Here is a 21810-nt window from a genome sequence, read left to right as displayed (position 1 = left end):
AAAAGGGGAACTCATCGACATGAGCACGATAAGTACGGTCCTGGACCAGCCTGCCGAAAGCAAGCTGCTCAGACATATCGACTGGCGCGGCGCCTTCTGGGTGGCGAGCGGCGTTCCGGCGCTGGTCCTGTTCTCGATCGGCGGCATTGCCGGCACGACGGGAAAGCTGGCTTTCCTGATCTGGACGGTGTCCATGATCATGGGCTTCCTGCAGTCCTTCACCTATGCCGAGATCGCCGGCCTGTTCCCGAACAAATCCGGCGGCGCCTCGATCTATGGCGCCACCGCCTGGCTGCGCTATTCCAAGTTCATCGCGCCGCTGTCGGTGTGGTGCAACTGGTTCGCCTGGTCGCCGGTGCTGTCGCTCGGCTGCTCGATCGCCGCCGCCTATATCATCAACGCGCTGGCGCCGGTGCCGCTGTTCACCGAAACTTCGCCCGATGTCGTCGCCTACATCGCCGCGCATACCGGAACGGTTCCCGCCGACGCCATCACCGCGGTGACGGCCGCCGCGACACCAGCAATCCGTAACTGGACGCTGTGGAGCCATACGCTGGGACCGGTCTCGTTCACGCTCAACGCCACCTTCTTCATTGGCGCGGTGCTGATGCTGATCATCTTCTCGATCCAGCATCGCGGCATTCTGGGCACCGCCAGCGTGCAGAAATATATCGGCCTGCTGGTCATCATCCCGATGCTGATCGTCGGCGTGGTGCCGATCTTCACCGGCCAGATCGACTGGTCGAACTTTTCGCCGCTGTTGCCGCTGGCCGCCGCCTACGCACCCGAACCCGGTTCCTGGAACATCGCCGGCTGGACATTGGCGCTCGGCGGCATGTTCATCGCCGCGTGGTCGACCTATGGCTTCGAAACGGCCGTCTGCTACACGTCGGAGTTCAAGAACCCCGGCACCGATACGTTCAAGGCCATCTTCTATTCCGGCCTGCTCTGCATGCTTTTGTTCATCCTGGTGCCCTTCACTTTCCAGGGCGTGCTGGGCCTGAACGGCATGCTGGCAACGCCGATCGTCGACGGCTCCGGCGTGGCGGATGCACTGGCCGGCATGGTCGGCGGCGGCAGGCTGATCCATAGCCTCCTGGTGATGCTTATGATCCTGGCGCTGGTGCTGTGCATCATGACGGCGATGGCCGGCTCCTCGCGCACGCTCTACCAAGGCTCGGTCGACGGCTGGCTGCCGCGTTATCTCAGCCACGTCAACGAGCACGGTGCGCCGACGCGGGCCATGTGGACCGACCTCTGCTTCAACCTGATCGTGCTGGCTATCGCCTCGGCCGACGCGACGAGCTTCTTCTTCATCCTCGCCGTGTCGAACTGCGGCTACATCATCTTCAACTTCCTCAACCTCAATGCCGGCTGGATCCACCGCATCGACAACGGCCATATCGCACGGCCATGGAAAGCGCCTAGCTGGCTGTTGGGGATTGGGGCGATCTTCGCCTATGTCAACGCCATCTTCATGGGCGCAGGCGCCAAGGTTTGGAACCCGATGGCTCTGTGGGCCGGCTTGATCACCGCCGCGCTGATCATCCCGGTGTTCTGCTTCCGCCACTACATCCAGGACAAGGGCAAATTCCCCGACCACATGCTGGCCGATCTCGGCATGAGCTCGGCCGATCTAAAGGTCAGGAAGGCGGGCATGCTGCCCTATCTGACGCTGGTCGCCGGCGTGGCGGTCATGCTCATCGCCAATTGGGTATTCGTCATCTGATGGTCTGACGCCAAGCGGCCCAACTGTTGCATTAAGGGAAAACCGGCCAGTCGCAAATCGACCGGCCGGTTTTTCTTATTCGGCCGCCAACGCCAGTTGCGGCCGGTCGACGCCTTCGATCTCTGCTGGCGCCTGCTCGTCGGTCCTGGCTTTCTTTGGCTCCCGTCCAAAGAAGAGCGCATACCCCGCCGGCAGCACAAGGATGGTCAGCACAGTGGCGACGAGAATGCCGCCCATCATGGCGTAGGCGAGCGGGCCCCAGAACACGGCGCGCGAGATCGGAATCAGTGCCAGCACAGCCGTCATCGCCGTCAGCACGATCGGCCTGAAGCGGCGCACCGCCGAGCCGATGATCGCTTCGGAACGGTCCATGCCCCTGGCGATGTCCTGGTCGATCTGGTCGACCAGGATGATCGAGTTGCGCATGATAATGCCGAGCAGCGCGATGACGCCGAGGATGGCGACGAAGCCGAACGGCGCACCGCTGATCAGCAGAGCGGCGGCAGCACCGATGATACCGAGCGGGCCAGTCGCCAGCACCAGCATCGCCTTGCCGAAGTTCTGCAGCTGGATCATCAGGAGCACGACGATGACGGCCAGCATGATCGGCGCCTTGGCGGCGATGGAAGCCTGGCTTTCGGCCGAATCCTCGGCCCCGCCCTGGATCTCGATCTTGTAGCCGGGCGCCAGACCGTTACGCAGACCCTGCAAGTCCTTGTACATCTTGGTGACGACGTCGTTGGACTGCACGCCGTCGGGCAGTGTGGCGCGCACGCTGATCGTCGGCAGGCGGTCGCGGCGCCACTCTATGCCTTGCTCCAGCACAGGCACCACCTTGGCGACCTGCGACAGCGGCACGAAGCCGCCGAAATCGGTCGGGATATAGACCGAGTCGACCGAGGACAGCAGGCTGCGGCTGGCATCCGGCTCGCGGGCGACGATGGATACCGTCTCCTCGCCGTCGCGGAAATCGTCGAGCGGCGCGCCGGACATCGCGGCCTGCAGCATCTGGCGGATGCGCTGCGAGGTGACGCCGAGCGCACGGGCGCGATCCTGGTCGATGACCAGTTTCATCGCCGGAACGGGCTCCAGCCAGTCGTCATGGACGGCGCCGAGCAGCGGATCCTGCCGGAACTTCGCCTTCACCTGGTCGGCGATGCGGCGCACCTCCTGGCGGTCCGGACCCATGACACGCATCTGCACCGGCCAGCCGGTTGGCGGTCCGAGGAACAGGCGGTCGACCTTGGCACGGATCGATGGGAAATCCTGCGCCAGAACCGTACGCAGCTTGACGATCAGCCGCTCGCGCGCCGGCTCGTCATTGGCCATGACAAGCAACTGGGCGAAGTTCGGGTTGCGCAGTTGCTGGTCGAGCGGCAGGAAGAAGCGCGGGGCGCCCTCGCCGATATAGGTGGCGATGAAACGCTTGTCCTTGTCGTCCATCATCTTGGCTTCCAGGGCCTTGGCCTGCGTCTCGACCTCCTTGATGCTGGTGCCTTCCGGCAGCCAGAGGTCGACGAGGATTTCCGGCCGCGACGATTGCGGGAAGAAATTCTGCGGGATGAACTGGAACGCCCAAAGGCTGGTGCCGAAAGTCACCAGCGTCATCACCAGGACGATGATGCGATGGCGCACGGCCCAACCGACCGTGGCACGCAGCCGACGATAGAAGCTCGTATCGAAGGCATCGTGATGGCTGCCGGCATGCTTGCGCTGCTTGAGGATCATATGGCCGAGCCACGGCGTGAAATAGACCGCCACGAACCACGACACGATCAGCGCGATGCCGACGACATAGAACAGGGTGCGCACATATTCGCCAGCCGTCGAAGCGGCAAAGCCGACAGGGATGAAGCCGGCGGTGGTGATCAGCGTGCCGGTCAGCATCGGGAAGGCGGTCGAGGAATAGGCGAAGCTCGCCGCCTCGATCTTGACCAGCCCCTCCTCGAGCTTGCGCTCCATCATCTCGACGACGATCATGGCATCGTCGACGAGCAGGCCGAGCGCGATGATCAGCGCGCCCAGCGAAATGCGCTGCAGGTCGATGCCGATCTCGTACATGATGGCGAAGGTGGCGGCGAGCACCAGCGGTATGGCGATGGCGATCACCAGGCCTGAGCGCCAGCCGATCGACAGGAACGAGACGACAAGCACGATCAGCAGCGCTTCGCCAAGCGCATGCATGAATTCGGCTACCGCGTCCGTGACGACGCCCGGCTGGTCGGAAATCTGGTCGACCGAAACGCCATAGGGCAGCGCTTCCTCGAAGTGCTTGTAGGTCGCCTCGACATCCTTGCCGACATCGGTGACTTTAAAACCCTTGGCCATGACGACACCAAGCTGCACGCTGTCATGGCCATTGAAGCGGTATTTGCGCTGGAAGGGATCTTCCAGCCCCGAAGTGACTGTGGCGATGTCGCCAAGCCGGGTGACCTGACCGCCGGCGCGCAGGCGCAGCTCGCGGATGTCGGCCGCCTTGGCCACATCGCCTTCGACCGAAATGCGCACCGAATTGACGCCGGTATCGACGGAACCAGCCGGGTCGACGTTGTTCTGGCCCTTGATCGCGTTCTGCACGTCGGTCAGCGTCAGGCCGCGTTCGGCCAGCGCCTTGGACGAGACATCGATGTAGAGCTTTTCCGGCTGGTCGCCGATGATGACCGCCTTTTCGACGCCAGGCGTCGTCAACAGCATATCGCGCGCCTGGATGGCGAACTTCTTCAGCTCGGGATAGGAGAAGCCGTCGCCGCTGATCGAATGCAGCGTGATGAAGGTGTCACCGAATTCGTCGTTGAAATAGGGGCCGAGCAGACCCTGCGGCAGGTCGCCTGATATGTCGCCGACCTTCTTGCGCACCTGATAGAAAGCATCGGTCACTTCGGCAGCGTTGGTGTCGCCCTTGATCTGGACGGTGATGATGGCGCTGCCGGCGCGGGTGAAGGAACGCACGAAGTCGAGATGCGGCGTCTCCTGCAGCTTGCGCTCGATCTTGTTGACGACCTGGTCCTCCATCTCCTGGATCGAGGAGCCCGGCCAGATCGCCTGCACGACCATGACCCGGAAGGTGAAGTCGGGATCCTCCTTCTGGCCCATGCGCATCAGGCCGAGCGCGCCGGCGATGATGATCAGCCCGAACAGGAAGCGCGCGATCGAGGGATGGCCGATTGCCCAACGAGAGAGATTGAAGGGCCGCTTTTCTTCAGTGGAGGTCGTCATCGGTGGTGGTCCACTTTGCTTGGTTGCCGGCGCCCTGGTGCTTCGAGGAAGGTGCTCCGAGAAGCGCGGCGCGCGAAACGAAATCATCTGCGTTCGATACTGGTTTCCGGGCGGCGTCGCTCTTCGAGCGGAGAGACACTCATCGCGGTGGGACGCGAGGGTCGATGCGGGGGTACATCGGCCTTGACGTCTCGACCTTTCGGGCACGCCGCCCGGAAACCTGCGGCCGCGGGAACGCGCGGCCGACCTGTCTGTCGTCAGCGCAGCTGGCTGGCGTCCCCGCCCTCGGCCGAGGCGGACTGCTGTGTGATGCCGCCGGCGAGTTTCACCTTCAGGTCCTCGGTCATGAACTGCGTACCGGCGGCGACCACGATATCGCCCGGTTTCAATCCCTCCGCGACACGCACGCCATCGGCGGCGAACTTGGCGACCTTGACCGGACGGGCATGAACCGTGTCGGCGCCGCGATCGACCGTCCAGACGATCGACTGGCTGTCTTTCTCGGCGAGCGCGCTCAGCGGGATGGACACGAGCTGCTTTTCATTAGCCGCCGACGCCTCGATATTGGCGGTCATGCCGAGCAGCACGCGCGGGTCGTTGGGCAGGCTGACGCGGACGGCAAAGGTGCGCGACTGCGGATCGGCGCTGCCGGCGACCTCGCGAACCTTGCCGTCGAGCGCCAGAGCGGCATCGGACCAGAAGCCCGCCTTGACGTCCTTGCCCGGCTTGAACTGCGCGATCTCCATTTCCGGAACCGCGATCAGCACTTCCTTTTCGCCATCGACCGCGACGGTGACCACCGGCGTGCCCGACCCGACCACCTGGCCGACATCGGCGTTGACCGCCGTGACGATGCCGTCCCTATCGGCCTTGAGGTCGGTATAGCCGACCTGGTTCCTGGCCTGGGCAAGCGTCGAGCGGGCAGAGTCGCGCGTGGCGACGGCCTGGTCATAGGTCAGCGTTGCCTGTTCGAGCTGCGATTTCGGCGCGAAGTTCTTGGCGAAAAGCTGCTCGGCGCGCTTGCGGGCGAGTTCGACGGTCTCGACCTGCCGTTCGGAGGCATCCAGCGCGGCCTGCGCGCTCTTGACCGACAGGTCATAGTCGGACGGATCGATACGGGCCAGCACATCGCCAGGCGCCACGCGCTGGCCGATGTCGACGAGACGCTCGGTGATCTTGCCGTTGACCCGGAAACCCAGTGTGCTCTCGGTGCGGGCGCGCACCGATCCGGAATAGGACAGCGTGCGGGTGTCATGGGCCTGGGCGATCTCGACGACCTTGACCGGGCGAATGATGTCCTTCACCTCCGCTTTTTCCTGCGAGCAGCCGGCGAGCCCAAGCGATGCGACGATCAGGCCGGCAGCTGGCAGCTTGCGAAGGATGGAACTGGGCAAAAACATCTTGATACTCCCGACTGGAGACGGACTGTCGACACCGGCACCGGCTGGCGGCGGCTATTTCAAGGCTCTGATTGCGTAATCGATGAGTTCGTCGGGCATCGCCCGATTGGTCTTGGCGAGGCACTGCGCCACCATCTGCGGATGGCACAGGATGACGGTGGCGGCACCGAAACAGCGCGACGCGGTCACCGGGTCCTGCTTCCTGAACTCGCCGGCCTCGATGCCCTCGCGGATCACCTCGGCGAAGAGATCGTGGATGCTGTCGACATGCTTGTCGATGACGCCCCAGTCGCGCTCGAGGGCGACGATGACCATCTCGTGTACCTTCTGGTCGTCGAGCATGACCTCCATCGTCATCTTGTACTGCGCATGCACGTAACGCCGCAGCCGCTCCTCGGCGCTGACCGGCAGGTGCATGATCTCGTAAGCCATGTTGTAGCTGGCGCCGAGCATCCGGCCACAGACGGCCTGGTGGATTTCGACTTTGGAGGCAAAGAAACGGTAGATGTTGGCCGGCGACATGCCGAGTTCGCGGGCAATGTCGGCGACATTGGTCTTGCCGTAGCCATAGTGGCGGAACAGGCGCTCGGCGCAATCGAGAATGCGCGTCACATTTTCCTGTCGGGCGACGTCGGCGACGATGTTGGCGGCTTCGGACATAGCTCTCTGTTAAATAACGAGTGACGAATTTCGATTTTCATCACTCGTAAATCGAAAAGAGCACTGTGTCAACGCGGATTCGATGTACGCGTACGATAGGTGACAGATGGTGACATCCCATAGACGTCACAAGGCGCCCTCAGGATGCGGGCCACTGAAAATAATTCTCTCGAAAAGGCGCGAGACGACTTCAGGCGACCTTGGCCATTTCCCGCAGCCGGAATTTCTGGATCTTGCCGGTCGAGGTCTTCGGTATCTCGGCGAAGATCACCGCTTTCGGCACCTTGAAGCGGGCAAGCAGCGTCCGGCAGTGCTCGATGATCTCCGCCTCGCTCGCCACCTTGCCCGGCTTCAGCTCGATATAGGCGACAGGCACCTCGCCCCATTTGTCGTCATGGCGCGCCACGACGCCGCAGGAGGCGACGGCGGGATGCTTGTAGAGCGCGTCCTCGACCTCGATCGAGGAAATGTTCTCGCCACCGGAGATGATGATGTCCTTGGAGCGGTCCTTGAGCTGGATGTAGCCGTCGGGGTGCATGACGCCGAGATCACCGGAGTGGAACCAGCCGCCGGCGAAAGCCTCGTCGGTCGCCTTGCGGTTCTTCAGATAGCCCTTCATGACGATGTTGCCCCGGAACATGACCTCGCCGATGGTCTCGCCGTCGGCGGGGGTCTCGGCCATGGTCTCGGGATCCATCACCGTCAGGCCTTCGAGCGCGGCGTAGCGCACGCCCTGCCGTGCCTTTTTGCCCGCCCTCGCCCCTTTGTCGAGCGCGTCCCAGCCGTTATGCCATTCGTTGACGACTGCGGGACCATAGGTTTCGGTCAATCCGTAGAGATGGGTGACGGCAAAGCCGGCATCGGCCATCCCCGACAGCACGGCTTCGGGCGGCGGGGCGGCAGCCGTGTTGAAGGTGACGGTCTGCGCAAATGCGCGCTTGTCCTCCTCCCTGGCATTGATCAGCACCGACATGACGACCGGCGCCCCACACAGATGCGTGACGCCGTGGTCGGCGATGGCGTCATAGATCGGCTTCGGCCGCACCCAGCGCAGGCAGACATGCGTGCCGGCCTGGACCGCGAGCGTCCAGGGAAAACACCAGCCATTGCAATGGAACATCGGCAGCGTCCAGAGATAGACCGCGTGCTTGGCCATGCCGGCATGGATGGTGTTGGTGTAGGCCATCAGCGCGGCACCACGGTGATGGTAGACGACGCCCTTGGGATTGCCTGTCGTGCCCGACGTGTAGTTGAGCGAGATCGCGTCCCATTCGTCGTCCGGCATCGACCAGGCGAACTCCTCGTCGCCATTGGCGACAAAGGCCTCATAGTCCACCGTGCCGACCCGCTCGCCTTTCGGATAGGGCGCGTCAGCGGCGTAATCGGGATCGTCGTAATCGATGACCAGCGGCTTGACCTTGGCCAGACCGAGCGCCTCTCGCACGACTCCGGAGAACTCGCGATCGACGATCAGCACCTTGGTCTCGGCATGATCGAGCTGGAAGGCGATGACCGCGGCGTCGAGGCGCGTGTTGAGCGAGTGCAGCACCGCCTTGGTCATCGGCACGCCGAAATGCGCCTCCAGCATCGGCGGCGTGTTCGACAGCATGACCGTCACCGTATCGCCCTTGCCGATGCCGTGCTTGTGCAGCGCCGAAGCGAGCTTCAGCGAGCGGCGCCAGAAATCACGATAGCTGATGCGCTGGCCGCCATGGATGATGGCGATGTGGTCGGGATAGGTCTTTGCAGCGCGCTCCAGATAGGTGAGCGGCGTCAGCGGCTGGTGGTTGGCGGCGTTCCTGTCGAGATCCTGTTCGTAGGGACTGGCCATCCCGTTCTCCCCAAAGTCTTTTCGAGCTTTCTAACCTTAGGCTCGTCGTCACGCTATCCCCCAGAAGGGCTGAGAATGCTATACTGCGCCGACTTGCTGGAACGGTGATCTCGATTGCGCCGCGCCGGCAGAAGATCCCTTCCTGCTCATCCAAATTTGACTTTTGTCGAGAGCCGTGACTAATGTCAGCCAAGGAGGCGGCATGGCGATCCGACCGGCAGAACAGCTCATCCACAAGGCGGCCTGGCTTTACTATGCCCATGGGCTTCGCCAGGACGAAGTGGCCAATCAGCTCAACATTTCGCGCGCTTCCGTCGCCATGTATCTGCGCAAGGCGCGCGAGACAGGCATCGTCAACATCTCGACCTCGACGCAGCTCTTCACCGACGACATCATGGCGCGCAGGCTGGAAGATGCCCTGAAACTCGACGCCGTCTGGATCGCGCCGGAAAACGCCTACCTCGCCGATCCCTCGACCGATATCGCGGTGCTGGCGGCAAGCGTCTTCCTGGAACTCGTCAGGAAGGGCGACCGCATCGGCGTCGCCTGGGGCCGCACCGTCTACACCATCGCCGACATCATGTCCTATGCCGACCTGCAGGACGTCACCGTGGTGCAGCTCTGTGGCAATCTCGGCGCGCCCTATTCCTACCGGCCCGACCAGTGCACCATGGAAATCGCGCGGCGGCTCAATGCCAAGGGCCTCAATTTCTACGCGCCTCTGGTGCTGTCAACCGAGGAACTGGCGCAAGGCCTGCGCGCCGAGCCGGTGATCCGTGATCAGCTTTCCGGGATCAGCGACTGCGATCTTGCGCTCTACTCCATCGGCGCGGTCGATGCCGACAGCCACCTGGTGAAGTGTGGTGCGCTGACGGCAGCCGAGATGGCGGCACTGCGCAAGGAAGGTGCCGCCGGTGTCATTGCCGGGCAGATCATCGATGCCGGTGGCGAGTTGCTCGACTGCAGCTACAACCGGCGGGTCATCTCGGCGGGGCTTGCTTCACTGCGCGTCATCGGGAAGCGGCTGATGGTCGTGCAGGAAGACAGCAAGTTCGAGCCGCTGCTCGCGGCAATCGCCGGCGGCCTCTGCACGCATCTGGTGGTCGGCGCGCATATGGCGCAGCGGCTGCTCGATCATGCCGGAGCGTCAGCAGAAAAGGCACCCTGAAAACCACCCCTTTGCCGACGCATTGTCATCAAGGCGTCGCGGCATTCCTGTTTCACCATCAAAGACAGCAACTGGACGAAGCGAACATGAAGAACCTGTGGAACGACGACGCGGCCGAAAAACTCGTTGCCGATTATGCGAAGAAGGGCGTCGGCCGCGACCTGGCCTTGCGTGTCTACACGACGCGGCTTCTGGGCGGCGTGCCACAGCTGGTCCTGCATGGCGGCGGCAACACCTCCTGCAAGATCAAGGCGACCGACCTCGTCGGCGACGAGTGGGACGTGCTGTGCGTCAAGGGCAGCGGCTGGGACATGGCCGTCATCGAGCCGCAGGGCCTGCCCGCCGTCAAGATGGGCGCCCTGCTCAAGGCGCGCAAGCTGGACAGGCTTTCCGACGAGGACATGGTCGCCCTGCAGCGGGCAAACCTGATCGACCCCGCCTCGCCCAACCCATCGGTCGAGACTCTGCTGCATGCCTTCCTGCCGCACAAATTCGTCGACCACACCCATTCGACCGCCATCCTGGCCATTGTCGACCAGGAAGACAGCAAACCGCTGGTGGCAAAGGTGTTCGGAGCAAAGATGGGCTACGTGCCCTACATCATGCCAGGCTTCGACCTCGCCAAGGCGGCGGCCGACGTCTTCGACGCCGACCCTGCGGTAGAAGGCCTGATCCTCGACAAGCATGGCATCTTCACTTTCGGCGACGACGCCAGGCAGGCCTATGACCGGATGATCCACTATGTGAACGTCGCCGAGGACTATGTGGCCAAGCACGCCAAGCCCAAGGCTGCGAAGGCGGCATTGCCGGCAAGGCTCGCGTCACCGGCGGTGATCGCGCCCATGCTGCGCGGCGCTGTCGCGGCGCCACGCGGCGAAGGCCGCTTCGACCGCATGATCAGCGATTTCCGTACCTCGGACGCGATCGTCGATTTCATCAATTCGGCAGAGATCGCCGACTATGCACAACGTGGCGTGTCGACGCCGGATCTGTCGATCCGCATCAAGACCGGACCGATGGCGGTGCCGGCGCCCGACGCCGACAAGGTCGGTGACTACAAGGCGGTGATCAAGAGCCATGTCGATGCCTTCGCCAAGGATTATCGTGCCTATTTCGAGACCAATGACGCGCTCGACGACGTCAAGCGCACCATGCTCGATCCCATGCCGCGGCTGACGCTGGTGCCGGGGCTCGGCATGTTCGGCCATGGTCGCACATTGAAGGACGCCAAGATCGCATCGGACGTCGGCGAGATGTGGATCGAGGCAGTGCGCGGCGCCGAGGCGGTCGGGCGTTTCCACCCATTATCCAAGGCCGACCTGTTCCCGCTCGAATACTGGTCGCTGGAACAGGCCAAGCTCGCTTCCAACAAGCCGAAGCCGCTGACTGGACAAGTGGTGCTGATCACCGGCGGCGCCGGTGCGATCGGCGCGGCGACCGCAAAACTGTTCGCCGACAATGGCGCTCATGCCGTCGTCGTCGATCTCGACGCCGAAAAGGCCGCTGATGCCGCCAGGAAAGCCGGCAACAATTCGATCGGCGTTGGTGCCGACATCACCGACCCGGCTCAGATGCGCGCCGCATTCGACAAGGCGATCGCCGTGTTCGGCGGCGTCGACATATTGGTGTCCAATGCGGGTGCTGCATGGGAAGGCCGCATCGGCGAGCTTGACGATGCGCTGCTGCGCAAGAGCTTCGAACTCAATTTCTTCGCCCACCAGTCGGCGGCGCAGAACGCCGTGCGCATCATGCTCGAACAGGGCACCGGTGGCGCTCTCCTGTTCAACACCTCCAAGCAGGCGGTCAACCCCGGCCCGAAGTTCGGCGCCTATGGCGTGCCGAAAGCGGCGACGCTGTTCCTGTCCAGGCAATACGCGCTCGACTACGGCGCCCATGGCATCCGTTCGAATGCCGTCAACGCCGACCGCATCCGCTCGGGTCTTTTGACGGACGCGATGATCGCCAGCCGCTCGGGCGCCCGCGGCGTGTCGGAGAAGGACTACATGTCCGGCAATCTGCTCGGCCAGGAAGTGACGGCGCAGGATGTGGCGCAGGCCTTCCTGCACCACGCCCTGGCCGACCGGACGACCGCCGATGTGACGACGGTCGACGGCGGCAACATAGCCGCGGCGCTGCGGTAGGCAATCTCTGCCATCGTTTAGAGCCAGGCAGGGATCGAGACGAAAGTCCTAACAAATATTGTTAGTTCTTGCGGGGTGCGCTATATAGTCGGCATGAAAGCCGAACCGATGCGCACCCTCACCATCTCGCTCACCGCGCAGCAGATTGCTCGCCTGCAAAGTGCGGTCGAAGGCGGGGCATACGCCTCCAATAGCGAGATTGTCCGCGACGCCTTGCGCCTGTGGGAGCAGCGCGAGGAATTGCGTGCGCTGGAGCTTGAGCACTTGAAACGCGCCTATGCCGATGGCATGGCCAGCGGCAAGACAGTGGAAGTCGAACCCGCCGAGTTCATTCGAGGCCTGAAGGCAGAACGCCGCGCCCGTGGCTAAATATCGGTTCACACCGCGCGCCTCGCAGGATTTGCGAGATGTCTGGCACACCATCGCAATCGACAACGAAAAGGCAGCGGACAAGCTGCTGATGCGCATCTTCGACAAGCTGGATCTGGCGGCTCAGCACCCCAGGATAGGAGCAGCCCGCCCGGAATTGAGTGCAACAGCCCGAGTGCTGATCGAAGGCCGCTACATCGCCATCTACGAACCACAGTCGGACGGTGTCCTAGTCGTGGCGATTGTCCACGGGATGCGCGATCCAGAACACTGGCTGTAGACCGAAAGAAGCGAACATCCATATGGAAAGGGCGGCTCGTGGCCGCCCTTTCGCTTCTTATCGGACCGGCGCCTACTTCGCGTTGGGGTTCGGCATCCAGGCAGGCATGGCGACATCGGCGTGGGCGAACTGCGGCAGCTTGGCCGACAGGTCTTCCATGTTCTTGATGTCCTTGTCGATCAGCTCCTTCTGGGTGATCAGCGTCGGCGGCACGATGACGTTGTGGCCGGGGTCTTCGCCGGCAAGCAACTGCGCCAGGGCGCGTACAGAGACCTGGCCGACGACGGCCGGGTTGGTCGCCGCGGTCGCCGCCCAAGCACTGTCGGGCTCGCGCATCGCCGCGATGTCGGACGTCGAAATGTCGGCCGAATAGATCTTGATCTTCTTGTTCAGGCTCGCTTCGTCGACGGCGATCTTCACGCCCTTGGCGAATTCGTCATAAGGGGCGAACATCACGTTGATGTCGGGGTGCGCCGACAGCACCGAGCGCGCCTGGTTGGCGACGGAGTTGGCGATCGGATTGTCGAGCGTGCCGAACATGGCGGCTTCCTTGATGCCGGCATATTTCTTCTTCACGTCGACCCAGGTTTCGTTGCGGCGGTCGAGCGGCGCGATGCCGGCGACGTAGACATAGCCGGCGTTCCAGCTTTCGCCATTGTCCTTGACCGCCTGTTCGAGGGCTAGGCGCGCGAGGTCCTTGTCCGACTGTTCGATCTGCGGGATCTTGGGGTTTTCGACATTGACGTCGAAGGCCACCACCTTGATGCCGGCGTCGACGGCACGCTGGGCGGCGTCCTTCATCGATTCCGTCAGGCCGTGCTGGATGATGATGCCTTGCACTCCGAGCGCGATCGCCTGATCGACCATGTCGGCCTGAAGGGCGGCGTCCTGGCGGCTGTCGAGCACGCGCAGGTCGACGCCGAGCGCCTTCGACTGCGCCTCGACGCCCGACAGATAGGCTTGAAAGAAGTCGCCGGTCGAGAGATAGCGCACCAGCGCGATCTTGACGCCGGGCTTGTCGAATGGCGCCGGCTTATCGGCGGCCAATGCCGGGACCTGCATCAGCATGGTTGCGCCGGCGAGCCCGAGCGCCACTTTCCCCAGAAGTCTTCTTGTGATGTTCACCTTGTTTTCCTCCACTTTTGTTGAACCCAAAATCCATCCGGCCGAATGCTAGTTCCTGCCCCTGCCCGAAAGGGCAAAGGTGAAGACAAGGGCGACGACCAGAACCACGCCCTTGACGAAATCCTGCGTGTAGTAGGGCGCGTTCATCATCGTCAGGCCTTGCAGCAAGATGCCGACGAACAGCGCGCCGATGGCGGTGCCGAAGGCGTTCGGCTTCGCGGCGCCGAGCACCGCGTAGCCGATCAGCGCAGCGGCAACCGCATCGAGCAGCAGATTATTACCCGAGGCGATGTCGCCGCGTCCAAGCCGGGCGGCGAGCAAAATGCCGCCGATCGAGGCAAAAACTCCTGAAATAACGTAGGCCCAGATCTTGTATGCCTTGACAGGCGCGCCGGCGAGTTCGGCGGCGCGCTCATTGGAGCCGACGGCGTACATCATGCGGCCAAAGCGGGTGTATTCGAGGAAGAACCAGATCAGCACGGCCAGCACCAGAAGCACGACGACCGACACCGGAATGAGGTTCGGGATGAAGAAATCGAAGCGATGGCGGCCAAGCGCCAGGAAGGCATCGGAGAACTTGCCGTTGGCGACCGAGCCGTCGGGCATGGTCATGCCGGTGGCGATCGAGCGGCCTTCTGTCGGGATGCGCTGCAGGCCGACCAGGAGGAACATCATGCCTAGCGTCGCCAGCAGGTCCGGCACGCGCATGTAGACGATCAGCCAGCCATTGATCAGGCCGACAAAGGCGCCGATCAACAAGCAGATGATGACCGCCACGAACGCGTTCTGCTCCAGCACCACCATGACATAGGCCGCCGCCATCATGGCCGAGGTCGCAACCGAACCGATCGACAGGTCGAAGCCGCCGACCACCAGGGTGGCGGTAACACCGAGCGCCAGCACGCCGGTGATGGCGACCGACTGGAAGATGAAGACGGCACTTTGCGGCGAGACGAATCCGTCGGCGGCGATCGCGAAATAGGCGACCAATCCGAACAACAGCACGATGAATCCATAGCGGATGGCGTGGTCGCGCAGCGTCATTCCGCGCACCCCGGCGCCGCTGCGGTTTTTACCCAACTCCAACCCATGATCTCTCCATTCCAATTCCATCGGCCGCCACGCTCAGGCAGCGCTGTGCAGCGGTCCGCCCGCGACCTCGGCCAGCAGGCGATCTAGATCGACATCGGCGTTGCGGTGTTCGCCGACGATTGTGTGCTCCGACATCACCAGGATGCGGTCGGCCGTCTCCAGCGCTTCGTCGAGTTCGGTGACGAACAAAAGCGTGGCGCGGCCATTGGCGCTTGCCCTCAGCTTGGCTGCGATGTCGCGCCGGGCCGAAATGTCGACGCCCTGGAACGGCTCGTCGAGGATGAACAGCGCGGCATTCTGGGCCATCCAGCGGGCGACCATCACCTTCTGCTGGTTGCCGCCGGACAATGCCGACATGTCATCCTTCTCGGAGCGGCAGACGATGCCGAGCTGCTCGATCTGCCGGCGCGCGGTGGCGCGTTCGAGGCGGCGCTTGAGGACACTCAGACTGGACATCCGCCCGAGAAAGGGCAGACTGACATTGCGCTCGATGTTGAAGCCGCCGACGATGCCGCTGGTGGCGCGATCCTTGGCGACGAGGAACACGCCGGCGGCGATCGCGTCGCCCGCCGAGCGCGGCGCGTAAGGCTTGCCGTTCATCGTCATGGTGCCGGCGAGTGATCGGCGCACGCCGAACAGCGTCTCGGCAAGAGCGGTCTTGCCGACACCTACGAGACCGGTGATGGCGACCACTTCGCCATCGCCAAGGGTCAGCGAGATCGGCTTGGCGCTCTGCGCGATACGAAGGCCTTCGACGCTCAGGACCGCCCTGGCCGAACTCCTGGCGACGATCCGGTCGAGATGGATCTTGCGGCCGAGCATGGCGTTAACCGCGCCTTCATAGTCGAGCGGCTTGATGTCGAAGGCGCCGGAGACGACACCGTCGCGCATCGAGACGATGCGGTCCGCGAGCCGCCTGATGTCCGACATGCGGTGCGAGATATAGAGGATCGCCACGCCTTGCTCGCGCAGCCGGTCGACCAGCGCGAACAGCCTGTCGGCTTCGGCGCTGGAGAGCGACGAGGTCGGCTCATCGAGGATCAGCACTTTCGGCTGGTGCGCCAGCGCACGGGCAATCGCCACCATCTGGCGATCGGCGAGCGAAAGGTCGCTGACGCGCGCCTTCAAATCGATGGCCAGCCCCATGCGGTCGGCGACCGCCTTGGCTTCGCGGCGCACGCGGGCGGGATTGAACAGGGTCGGCGCGCCTTTGCCGCTCAGCCTGTCGAGCGTGAGATTGGTGGCGACGTCGAGGTCGGCGACGACGCCGTCATTGATGTTCTGGTGCACGGTGACGACGCCGGCGCGGATCGCTTCCGCCGGCGTGTTCGGCGCAAAATCCTGCCCGGCAAGCGTCATCGTGCCGCCGCCACGCTCGTAGACGCCGCTGACGATCTTGACGAGGGTGGATTTGCCGGCGCCGTTGGCGCCCATCAGCACGGTCACTTCACCGGCATGGAGATCCAGCGCGATGCCGCCAAGCACCTCGTTGCGGCCAAAGGATTTCCTCAGTCCCTCTACGCGGAACACGGCATTGCCGACCATGCGTTCCTCCCTGACCATGACGCTATGGTCAATATCGGCAATTGTCAACACGATTGACAATTGCCAGACGGCTTCCTAGCTTGGCCTCGCCGTCAAGGCTCCCTTATGATGGGAGCACACAGGCGGGAGGGACAAGGATGACTGGGAAATTGCCGTTCGAAGCATTGTCGGTGGAGACGCTCGCAACACGTCTCGGCACGAACGAAGCGCTGTGCTCGAAGATCGGCAAGGATGCGAGCGCCTGGAAGGTCCGCGAGGTCGGGGACGGCAATCTGAACCTGGTGTTCATCGTCGAAGGCGCTAGCGGCGGCGCCATCGTCAAGCAAGCCCTGCCCTATGTCCGGCTCGTCGGCGACAGCTGGCCACTCCCCTTGAAGCGCTCCTTCTTCGAATACCACGCGCTGACCCGGCAGGAGGCGCGCGCGCCGGGCTCGGTGCCGGCGATCTACTACTTCGACGAGGTCCAGGCGCTGATCATCATGGAATATCTGTCGCCGCACATCATCCTGCGGCGGGCGCTGATCGAAGGCCGGCAGTTGCCGAACATTGCCCGGGATATCGGCCTGTTCATGGCCCGCACCCTGTTCCGCGGCTCCGACCTGTCGATGGTGACCAAGGAGCGCAAGGCGGACCTGGCGCTGTTCGCGGACAATGTCGAGCTTTGCGACATCACCGAGAACCTGGTGTTCTCAGACCCATATTTCGACGCCAAGATGAACCGCCACACCAGTCCGCAGCTCGACGGTCTGGTGGCGGAACTGCGGACCGACCGCGACCTCAAGGTGGAGGCGCAGCGGCTGAAGCATCTCTTCACCGCCAATGCCGAAACGCTGCTGCATGGCGACCTGCATTCCGGCTCGATCATGGTCACCGATCAGGAAACGCGGATGATCGATCCGGAGTTCGCCTTCTACGGTCCGATGGCGTTCGACATCGGCATGCTGCTCGCCAATTTCTGGATGTCGTTCTTCTCGCAACGCGGGCATGAGCAGAAGGGCAAGCGTGACGCCATGCGCGCCTATCTGCTCGATGTCGTGGTCGAGACATGGGCAGTGTTCCGTGCCGAGTTCTCGCATCTGTGGCGCACCGAGCGCACCGGCATGCTCTACCAGAAGAGCCTGTTCGAGGACCAGGGCGACATACTCGCCGCCGAGCAGGCGCTCGACGATGTGCTGCACCAGATCTGGACCGATCTGCTCGGCTTTGCCGGCATCGAGGTGCACAGGCGCATCCTCGGCCTCGCCCACAATGCCGACTTCGAGACCATTGCCGATGAAGATCTGCGCGCCAGTTGTGAGGCGAAGGCACTGAAATTCGGCCGCCACATCGCCGTCAACCGGCGCCAGATTCACAGCATCGACGAGGTCAACAATCTGGCCGCGCTGATCGAACAGGAGAACAGCATTTGAACGTCGGCGACCGCCACTATCGGACCATCTGGCTCAGCGACGACGGCCGCTCGGTGGAGATCATCGACCAGCGCTGGCTGCCGCATGAATTCCGCATCGAGAAGCTTGGCACGGTCGCCGGCATCGCCACCGCGATCCGCGACATGTGGGTGCGCGGCGCACCGTTGATCGGGGTCACCGCGGCCTATGGCGTCGCCATGCAAATGGCGCACGATCCGTCCGACGAAGCGCTCGACAGCGTGTGGGAAACACTGCACGAGACACGACCGACGGCGATCAACCTGCGCTGGGCGCTGGACGAGATGCGGCGTTTCCTGCGGCCGTTGCCGGCCGGACAACGCGCCGCTGCCGCCTATCGGCGCGCCAGCGAAATCGCCGACGAGGATGTCGGGCTCAACCGCGCCATCGGCGAGAACGGTCTCGCCATCATCAAGGACATCGCGGCGCGCAAGCGGCCGGGCGAGCCGGTCAATATCCTCACCCACTGCAATGCCGGCTGGCTGGCGACTGTCGACTATGGCACAGCCACCTCACCGATCTATCTCGCTGTAGAAGCGGGCATTCCGGTCCATGTCTATGTGGATGAAACACGCCCGCGCAATCAGGGCGCCCAACTGACCGCCTGGGAAATGGCCGGCCATGGCGTGCCGCACACGTTGATCGTCGACAATGCCGGCGGCCATCTGATGCAGCGCGGCGCAATCGACATGGTCATCGTCGGCACCGACCGCACGACAGCCGACGGCGATGTCTGCAACAAGATCGGCACCTATCTGAAGGCGCTCGCCGCAGCCGACAACGACGTGCCGTTCTACGTCGCGTTGCCCTCTCCCACCATCGACTGGACGGTGGGCGACGGCCTCGCCGAAATCCCGATCGAGGAGCGCTCGGGCGACGAGGTGTCGCTGGTCTGGGGCAAGACCGCCACGGGCGAGATCGCCCAGGTGCGTGTGTCGCCCGAAGCGACGCCGGCAAGGAACCCCGCCTTCGACGTGACGCCGGCACGGCTGGTGACCGGACTGATCACCGAGCGCGGCATCGCCAAGGCATCGCGCGAAGGGCTGAAGGCGATGTTCCCCGAGCGGGGATAATCAGAACCGAGCGGCGTCATCCGTTAGAGCGGTCCAGCTATAGAATCGCCGGCCGCTCCGACTCTCTGTTTTCACGCAATTCCCAACGGAAACCGCAGCACAGTTTTCCTGGAATTGCTTCAGTAGAGCGGCTTGCCCATGTGCTTCGGCGTCGGCCATTGAGCCGTGATGCCGGGCTGCACCGGGCGTTCGAGATAGGTCGCCAGAACGACGTAGCTGCGCGTCGACGTGACGCCGGGTGTCTCGTAGAGACGCAACAGCAGCCCTTCGAGCGCCTTGGTGTCCTCGGTACGCACCTTGAGCAGGACACATGTGTCGCCGGCGACGGTGTGGATCTCCTCGACCTCGGGATATTCCGAGATCGCCATCAGTTCCGGTGTCTTGCCCCAGCCGCTGGTGTCGATATGGATGAAGGTGAGCAGCGGCTTTCTCACCGCGTTGGGATCGATGATGGCGGCCGTGTTGCGGATGGCGCCGCTGCGCCGAAGCCGCTTGACGCGCTCATGCGCTGCCGGCGGCGACAGGCCGACACGTTCGCCGAGCTCGGCATAACTGACGGTCGCGTCGTCGACCAGAACGCCTAATATCTTTCGGTCGGTCGCGTCGACATCCCGGGCCGCCGGCCTGTTCCGCTGAATGCCATCTGTTTCTTCATCCATGCCGATATTCCCGATTGTCACGGAATTCAATACGGCCATTATGATGATATGTCGAACAACGATCAAGCTGCAGCCTTGAACGCGGACACCAGGCCGCCCATCCCGGCCCTTGCCTATCTCCTGACCGTGTGCATCGCCGTGATCGGCTCGAATTCGCTGGTGCTGGGCCCGATCGCTCCGGCGGTGGCCGTATCGTTCGCGACCAGCGTTCCCATGGTGATGATGGCGGCGGCCGCCTTCGGCCTCGGCACATCGGCGAGCGCCCTGTTCCTGGCACGCCATATCGACCGGGTCGGCGCGCGCCGGATGCTGCAGGCGGCCTTGCTGCTGCTGGCATTGGCCCTTGTCGCCAGCGCGGCCGCGCCCACGGTGACCGCGCTGGTTGCCGCGCAGCTTGTCGCCGGCATCGCCGCCGGCGTCACCATGCCGGCAATCTACGCCAGTGCCGCGGCTATCGCTCCGCCCGGCCGCGAAAGCGGCACGATCGGCGTGGTGCTGACCGGATGGACGCTCAGCATGGTGGCCGGCGTTTCGCTGTCGGCGGTGCTTGCCGATCTCGTGCACTGGCGCGCCGTCTTCGCCGCCGTGGCGCTGCTTGCCACTCTGGCGCTCGGCGGTCTCAGCGCATCGTCGCTCCCGGATGTCAGGAAGACCGGGCCGGCGCCCTCGCCGTTCGAGGCGTTCGGCATTCCCGGCATCGTGCCGCTGCTGGTCGCCTGCGGCGCCTTCATGACCGCCTTCTACGGTGTTTATGGCTATCTCGGCGATCATCTTCACAGCGGACTGGGACAGGCGGTCAGCGCCAACGGTCTGGCGGCCCTCGCCTATGGCGCGGGGTTCGGCACGGCGGCGCTCTTCGACGGCATCATCGATCGCCTTGGCGCGAGGCGCGTCATGCCTTTCGCCTATCTTCTCGTCGCCATGGTCTACGTGGCGGTCGCCGCGACCAGCGACAGCTATGGCCTGACACTCGCCATGGTCGCGGCTTGGGGGCTTGCCAATCATTTCGGCCTGAACGTGCTGGTGATGCGCCTGTCGGCGCTCGATCCGTCACGGCGGGGTACGATCATGGGCCTGAACAGCGCGGTGACCTACCTCGCGGTGTTCGTCGGCACCACCGGCTTCGGGCCCCTCTATTCCGGCTTCGGCTTTGCCACCTGCGCCATGGTCGCGGCGGTGCTGATGCTGGTTGCCGCCTCGGCTGCGGCATGGCGCACCCGGTAGAGCCATCATCGCATTGCTCCAGCCGACAGAACGTGATTGGCCAGCGGCCTGTCGCGCGGTTGACACCGGCACCCCTGCTCTTCATACAGAGCGCGTTAATGTTCTCAGGGCGGGGTGAAAGTCCCCACCGGCGGTAAGGACTCCCAGTTGCGCATGATTCCTTTCCGAAAACCGGTTCCGGTTTTCGGGGTCATGCGCGGGGCCGAAGCCCGCGAGCGCTTTCCGGCATCGGAAAGGTCAGCAGATCCGGTGTGATTCCGGAGCCGACGGTTAGAGTCCGGATGAAAGAGAACGAAACGGAAAACGGACCGCCTCGGCGGGCCGGATTTCGTATCGTGCGTCCTGATTCTGGTTCGAAACGGAAGGATGGACCCATGAATCAGCATTCCCACAAAGACTATGAAACAACCCGCGTCGCCGTCATCAGGGCGCGCTGGCATGCCGACATTGTCGACCAGTGCGTGCAAGCCTTCGAAGCGGAGCTGGCCGAGATCGGCGGCGGACGCTTTGCCGTCGACGTCTTCGACGTGCCCGGCGCCTACGAGATTCCGCTGCATGCCAAGACGCTTGCCGGGACCGGCCGCTATGCCGCGATCCTCGGCACGGCGTTCGTCGTCAATGGCGGCATCTACCGGCACGACTTCGTTGCAGGCGCCGTCATCGACGGCATGATGAACGTGCAGCTGTCGACCGGCGTGCCGGTCCTGTCGGCGGTGCTCACGCCGCACAATTTTCACGACAGCGCCGAGCATCACCGCTTCTTCTTCGAGCATTTCACGGTCAAGGGCAAAGAGGCGGCCAACGCCTGTGTGCAGATCCTCGCCGCGCGGGAAAAGATCGCGGCCTGAAGCACTGAAGCCGGGTGGAAATC

17 protein-coding genes and 1 riboswitch are annotated in these 21810 nt (G+C 63.6%); of the genes, 9 read left to right on the top strand and 8 right to left on the bottom strand.

Features of this window, described 5'->3' with window-relative positions:
* The first annotated feature begins 19 nt into the window (after positions 1-19).
* Positions 20-1729 (top strand): APC family permease, encoded by a 1710-nt coding sequence (locus M653_RS0104615; RefSeq protein WP_027142249.1) that lies wholly within the window; start codon positions 20-22, stop codon positions 1727-1729.
* A gap of 75 nt (positions 1730-1804) precedes the next feature.
* Here M653_RS0104615 and M653_RS0104610 read toward each other — a convergent pair whose 3' ends face one another.
* The 4 genes from M653_RS0104610 to M653_RS0104595 all read right to left on the bottom strand — a co-directional run bounded on the left by M653_RS0104610 (position 1805) and on the right by M653_RS0104595 (position 8836).
* Positions 1805-4945, bottom strand: a complete 3141-nt coding sequence (locus M653_RS0104610) for an efflux RND transporter permease subunit (protein WP_027142248.1) — start codon at positions 4943-4945, stop codon at positions 1805-1807.
* Positions 4946-5202: 257 nt separating this feature from the next.
* Entirely contained in the window at positions 5203-6345 is a 1143-nt protein-coding gene (locus M653_RS0104605) for an efflux RND transporter periplasmic adaptor subunit (protein ID WP_027142247.1), read from the bottom strand.
* 54 nt (positions 6346-6399) lie between these two features.
* Positions 6400-7005, bottom strand: a complete 606-nt coding sequence (locus tag M653_RS0104600) for a TetR family transcriptional regulator (RefSeq protein WP_027142246.1) — start codon at positions 7003-7005, stop codon at positions 6400-6402.
* Between the two features lie 190 nt (positions 7006-7195).
* Entirely contained in the window at positions 7196-8836 is a 1641-nt protein-coding gene (locus tag M653_RS0104595; RefSeq protein ID WP_027142245.1) for an acyl-CoA synthetase, read from the bottom strand.
* 202 nt (positions 8837-9038) lie between these two features.
* On the opposite strand from M653_RS0104595, the gene M653_RS0104590 reads away from it, so the two are divergent.
* The 4 genes from M653_RS0104590 to M653_RS0104575 all read left to right on the top strand — a co-directional run bounded on the left by M653_RS0104590 (position 9039) and on the right by M653_RS0104575 (position 12794).
* Positions 9039-10004, top strand: coding sequence for a sugar-binding transcriptional regulator (locus M653_RS0104590; protein WP_027142244.1), 966 nt, complete (start codon positions 9039-9041; stop codon positions 10002-10004).
* Positions 10005-10090: 86 nt separating this feature from the next.
* Entirely contained in the window at positions 10091-12145 is a 2055-nt protein-coding gene (locus tag M653_RS0104585) for a bifunctional aldolase/short-chain dehydrogenase (RefSeq protein ID WP_027142243.1), read from the top strand.
* 108 nt (positions 12146-12253) lie between these two features.
* Positions 12254-12514, top strand: coding sequence for a type II toxin-antitoxin system ParD family antitoxin (locus M653_RS0104580; protein WP_245262056.1), 261 nt, complete (start codon positions 12254-12256; stop codon positions 12512-12514).
* The gene (locus M653_RS0104575; RefSeq protein ID WP_027142241.1) at positions 12507-12794 is read left to right on the top strand and encodes a type II toxin-antitoxin system RelE/ParE family toxin; all 288 of its coding nucleotides are present in this window, start codon (positions 12507-12509) and stop codon (positions 12792-12794) included. The genes M653_RS0104580 and M653_RS0104575 overlap by 8 nt, the downstream gene beginning before the upstream one ends.
* A 72-nt stretch (positions 12795-12866) precedes the next feature.
* Here M653_RS0104575 and M653_RS0104570 read toward each other — a convergent pair whose 3' ends face one another.
* The 3 genes from M653_RS0104570 to M653_RS0104560 all read right to left on the bottom strand — a co-directional run bounded on the left by M653_RS0104570 (position 12867) and on the right by M653_RS0104560 (position 16556).
* Complete coding sequence (locus M653_RS0104570) at positions 12867-13919, bottom strand: substrate-binding domain-containing protein (RefSeq protein ID WP_027142240.1); 1053 nt, start codon at positions 13917-13919, stop codon at positions 12867-12869.
* A 48-nt stretch (positions 13920-13967) separates the two neighbouring features.
* Complete coding sequence (locus tag M653_RS0104565; RefSeq protein ID WP_027142239.1) at positions 13968-14963, bottom strand: ABC transporter permease; 996 nt, start codon at positions 14961-14963, stop codon at positions 13968-13970.
* A gap of 81 nt (positions 14964-15044) precedes the next feature.
* Entirely contained in the window at positions 15045-16556 is a 1512-nt protein-coding gene (locus M653_RS0104560; protein ID WP_027142238.1) for a sugar ABC transporter ATP-binding protein, read from the bottom strand.
* Between the two features lie 137 nt (positions 16557-16693).
* Between M653_RS0104560 and mtnK the strand changes: the two genes are divergently transcribed.
* On the top strand, positions 16694-17965 hold the full coding sequence (mtnK, locus tag M653_RS0104555; protein WP_027142237.1) for an S-methyl-5-thioribose kinase: 1272 nt from the start codon (positions 16694-16696) through the stop codon (positions 17963-17965).
* On the top strand, positions 17962-19056 hold the full coding sequence (gene mtnA, locus M653_RS0104550; RefSeq protein WP_027142236.1) for an S-methyl-5-thioribose-1-phosphate isomerase: 1095 nt from the start codon (positions 17962-17964) through the stop codon (positions 19054-19056). Before mtnK ends, mtnA begins: the two co-directional genes overlap by 4 nt.
* 119 nt (positions 19057-19175) lie before the next feature.
* On the opposite strand, the gene M653_RS0104545 is transcribed toward mtnA, so the two are convergent.
* Positions 19176-19715 (bottom strand): Lrp/AsnC family transcriptional regulator, encoded by a 540-nt coding sequence (locus tag M653_RS0104545; protein ID WP_027142235.1) that lies wholly within the window; start codon positions 19713-19715, stop codon positions 19176-19178.
* 48 nt (positions 19716-19763) lie between these two features.
* Here M653_RS0104545 and M653_RS0104540 point away from each other — a divergent pair, with 48 nt between their 5' ends.
* Together M653_RS0104540 and M653_RS0104535 are read left to right on the top strand one after the other, a co-directional pair.
* Positions 19764-20939 carry an MFS transporter gene (locus M653_RS0104540; protein ID WP_027142234.1) on the top strand — a complete coding sequence of 392 codons (1176 nt, stop codon included), beginning with the start codon at positions 19764-19766 and terminating at the stop codon, positions 20937-20939.
* Between the two features lie 96 nt (positions 20940-21035).
* A riboswitch (FMN riboswitch) is annotated at positions 21036-21236 on the top strand.
* A gap of 77 nt (positions 21237-21313) precedes the next feature.
* Positions 21314-21787: a 6,7-dimethyl-8-ribityllumazine synthase gene (locus M653_RS0104535; protein ID WP_027142233.1), complete on the top strand. Its 474-nt coding sequence runs from the start codon at positions 21314-21316 to the stop codon at positions 21785-21787.
* The last annotated feature ends 23 nt before the right edge of the window (positions 21788-21810 follow it).

The organism is Mesorhizobium sp. WSM3626, from assembly GCF_000513935.1.
Classification (GTDB): Bacteria; Pseudomonadota; Alphaproteobacteria; order Rhizobiales; family Rhizobiaceae; genus Mesorhizobium; species Mesorhizobium salmacidum.
The sequence above is the reverse complement of the archived record's forward strand: the minus strand, read 5'-3'. Positions and strand labels throughout refer to the sequence as shown.

Bases quoted from the DNA above. Each gene is read 5' to 3' on its own strand.
- M653_RS0104615 (WP_027142249.1), top strand. From the start codon at position 20: ATGAGCACGATAAGTACGGTCCTGGACCAGCCTGCCGAAAGCAAGCTG.
- M653_RS0104610 (WP_027142248.1), bottom strand. From the start codon at position 4,945: ATGACGACCTCCACTGAAGAAAAGCGGCCCTTCAATCTCTCTCGTTGG.
- M653_RS0104605 (WP_027142247.1), bottom strand. From the start codon at position 6,345: ATGTTTTTGCCCAGTTCCATCCTTCGCAAGCTGCCAGCTGCCGGCCTG.
- M653_RS0104600 (WP_027142246.1), bottom strand. From the start codon at position 7,005: ATGTCCGAAGCCGCCAACATCGTCGCCGACGTCGCCCGACAGGAAAAT.
- M653_RS0104595 (WP_027142245.1), bottom strand. From the start codon at position 8,836: ATGGCCAGTCCCTACGAACAGGATCTCGACAGGAACGCCGCCAACCAC.
- M653_RS0104590 (WP_027142244.1), top strand. From the start codon at position 9,039: ATGGCGATCCGACCGGCAGAACAGCTCATCCACAAGGCGGCCTGGCTT.
- M653_RS0104585 (WP_027142243.1), top strand. From the start codon at position 10,091: ATGAAGAACCTGTGGAACGACGACGCGGCCGAAAAACTCGTTGCCGAT.
- M653_RS0104580 (WP_245262056.1), top strand. From the start codon at position 12,254: ATGCGCACCCTCACCATCTCGCTCACCGCGCAGCAGATTGCTCGCCTG.
- M653_RS0104565 (WP_027142239.1), bottom strand. From the start codon at position 14,963: ATGACGCTGCGCGACCACGCCATCCGCTATGGATTCATCGTGCTGTTG.
- M653_RS0104560 (WP_027142238.1), bottom strand. From the start codon at position 16,556: ATGGTCGGCAATGCCGTGTTCCGCGTAGAGGGACTGAGGAAATCCTTT.
- mtnK (WP_027142237.1), top strand. From the start codon at position 16,694: ATGACTGGGAAATTGCCGTTCGAAGCATTGTCGGTGGAGACGCTCGCA.
- M653_RS0104545 (WP_027142235.1), bottom strand. From the start codon at position 19,715: ATGGATGAAGAAACAGATGGCATTCAGCGGAACAGGCCGGCGGCCCGG.
- M653_RS0104540 (WP_027142234.1), top strand. From the start codon at position 19,764: ATGTCGAACAACGATCAAGCTGCAGCCTTGAACGCGGACACCAGGCCG.
- M653_RS0104535 (WP_027142233.1), top strand. From the start codon at position 21,314: ATGAATCAGCATTCCCACAAAGACTATGAAACAACCCGCGTCGCCGTC.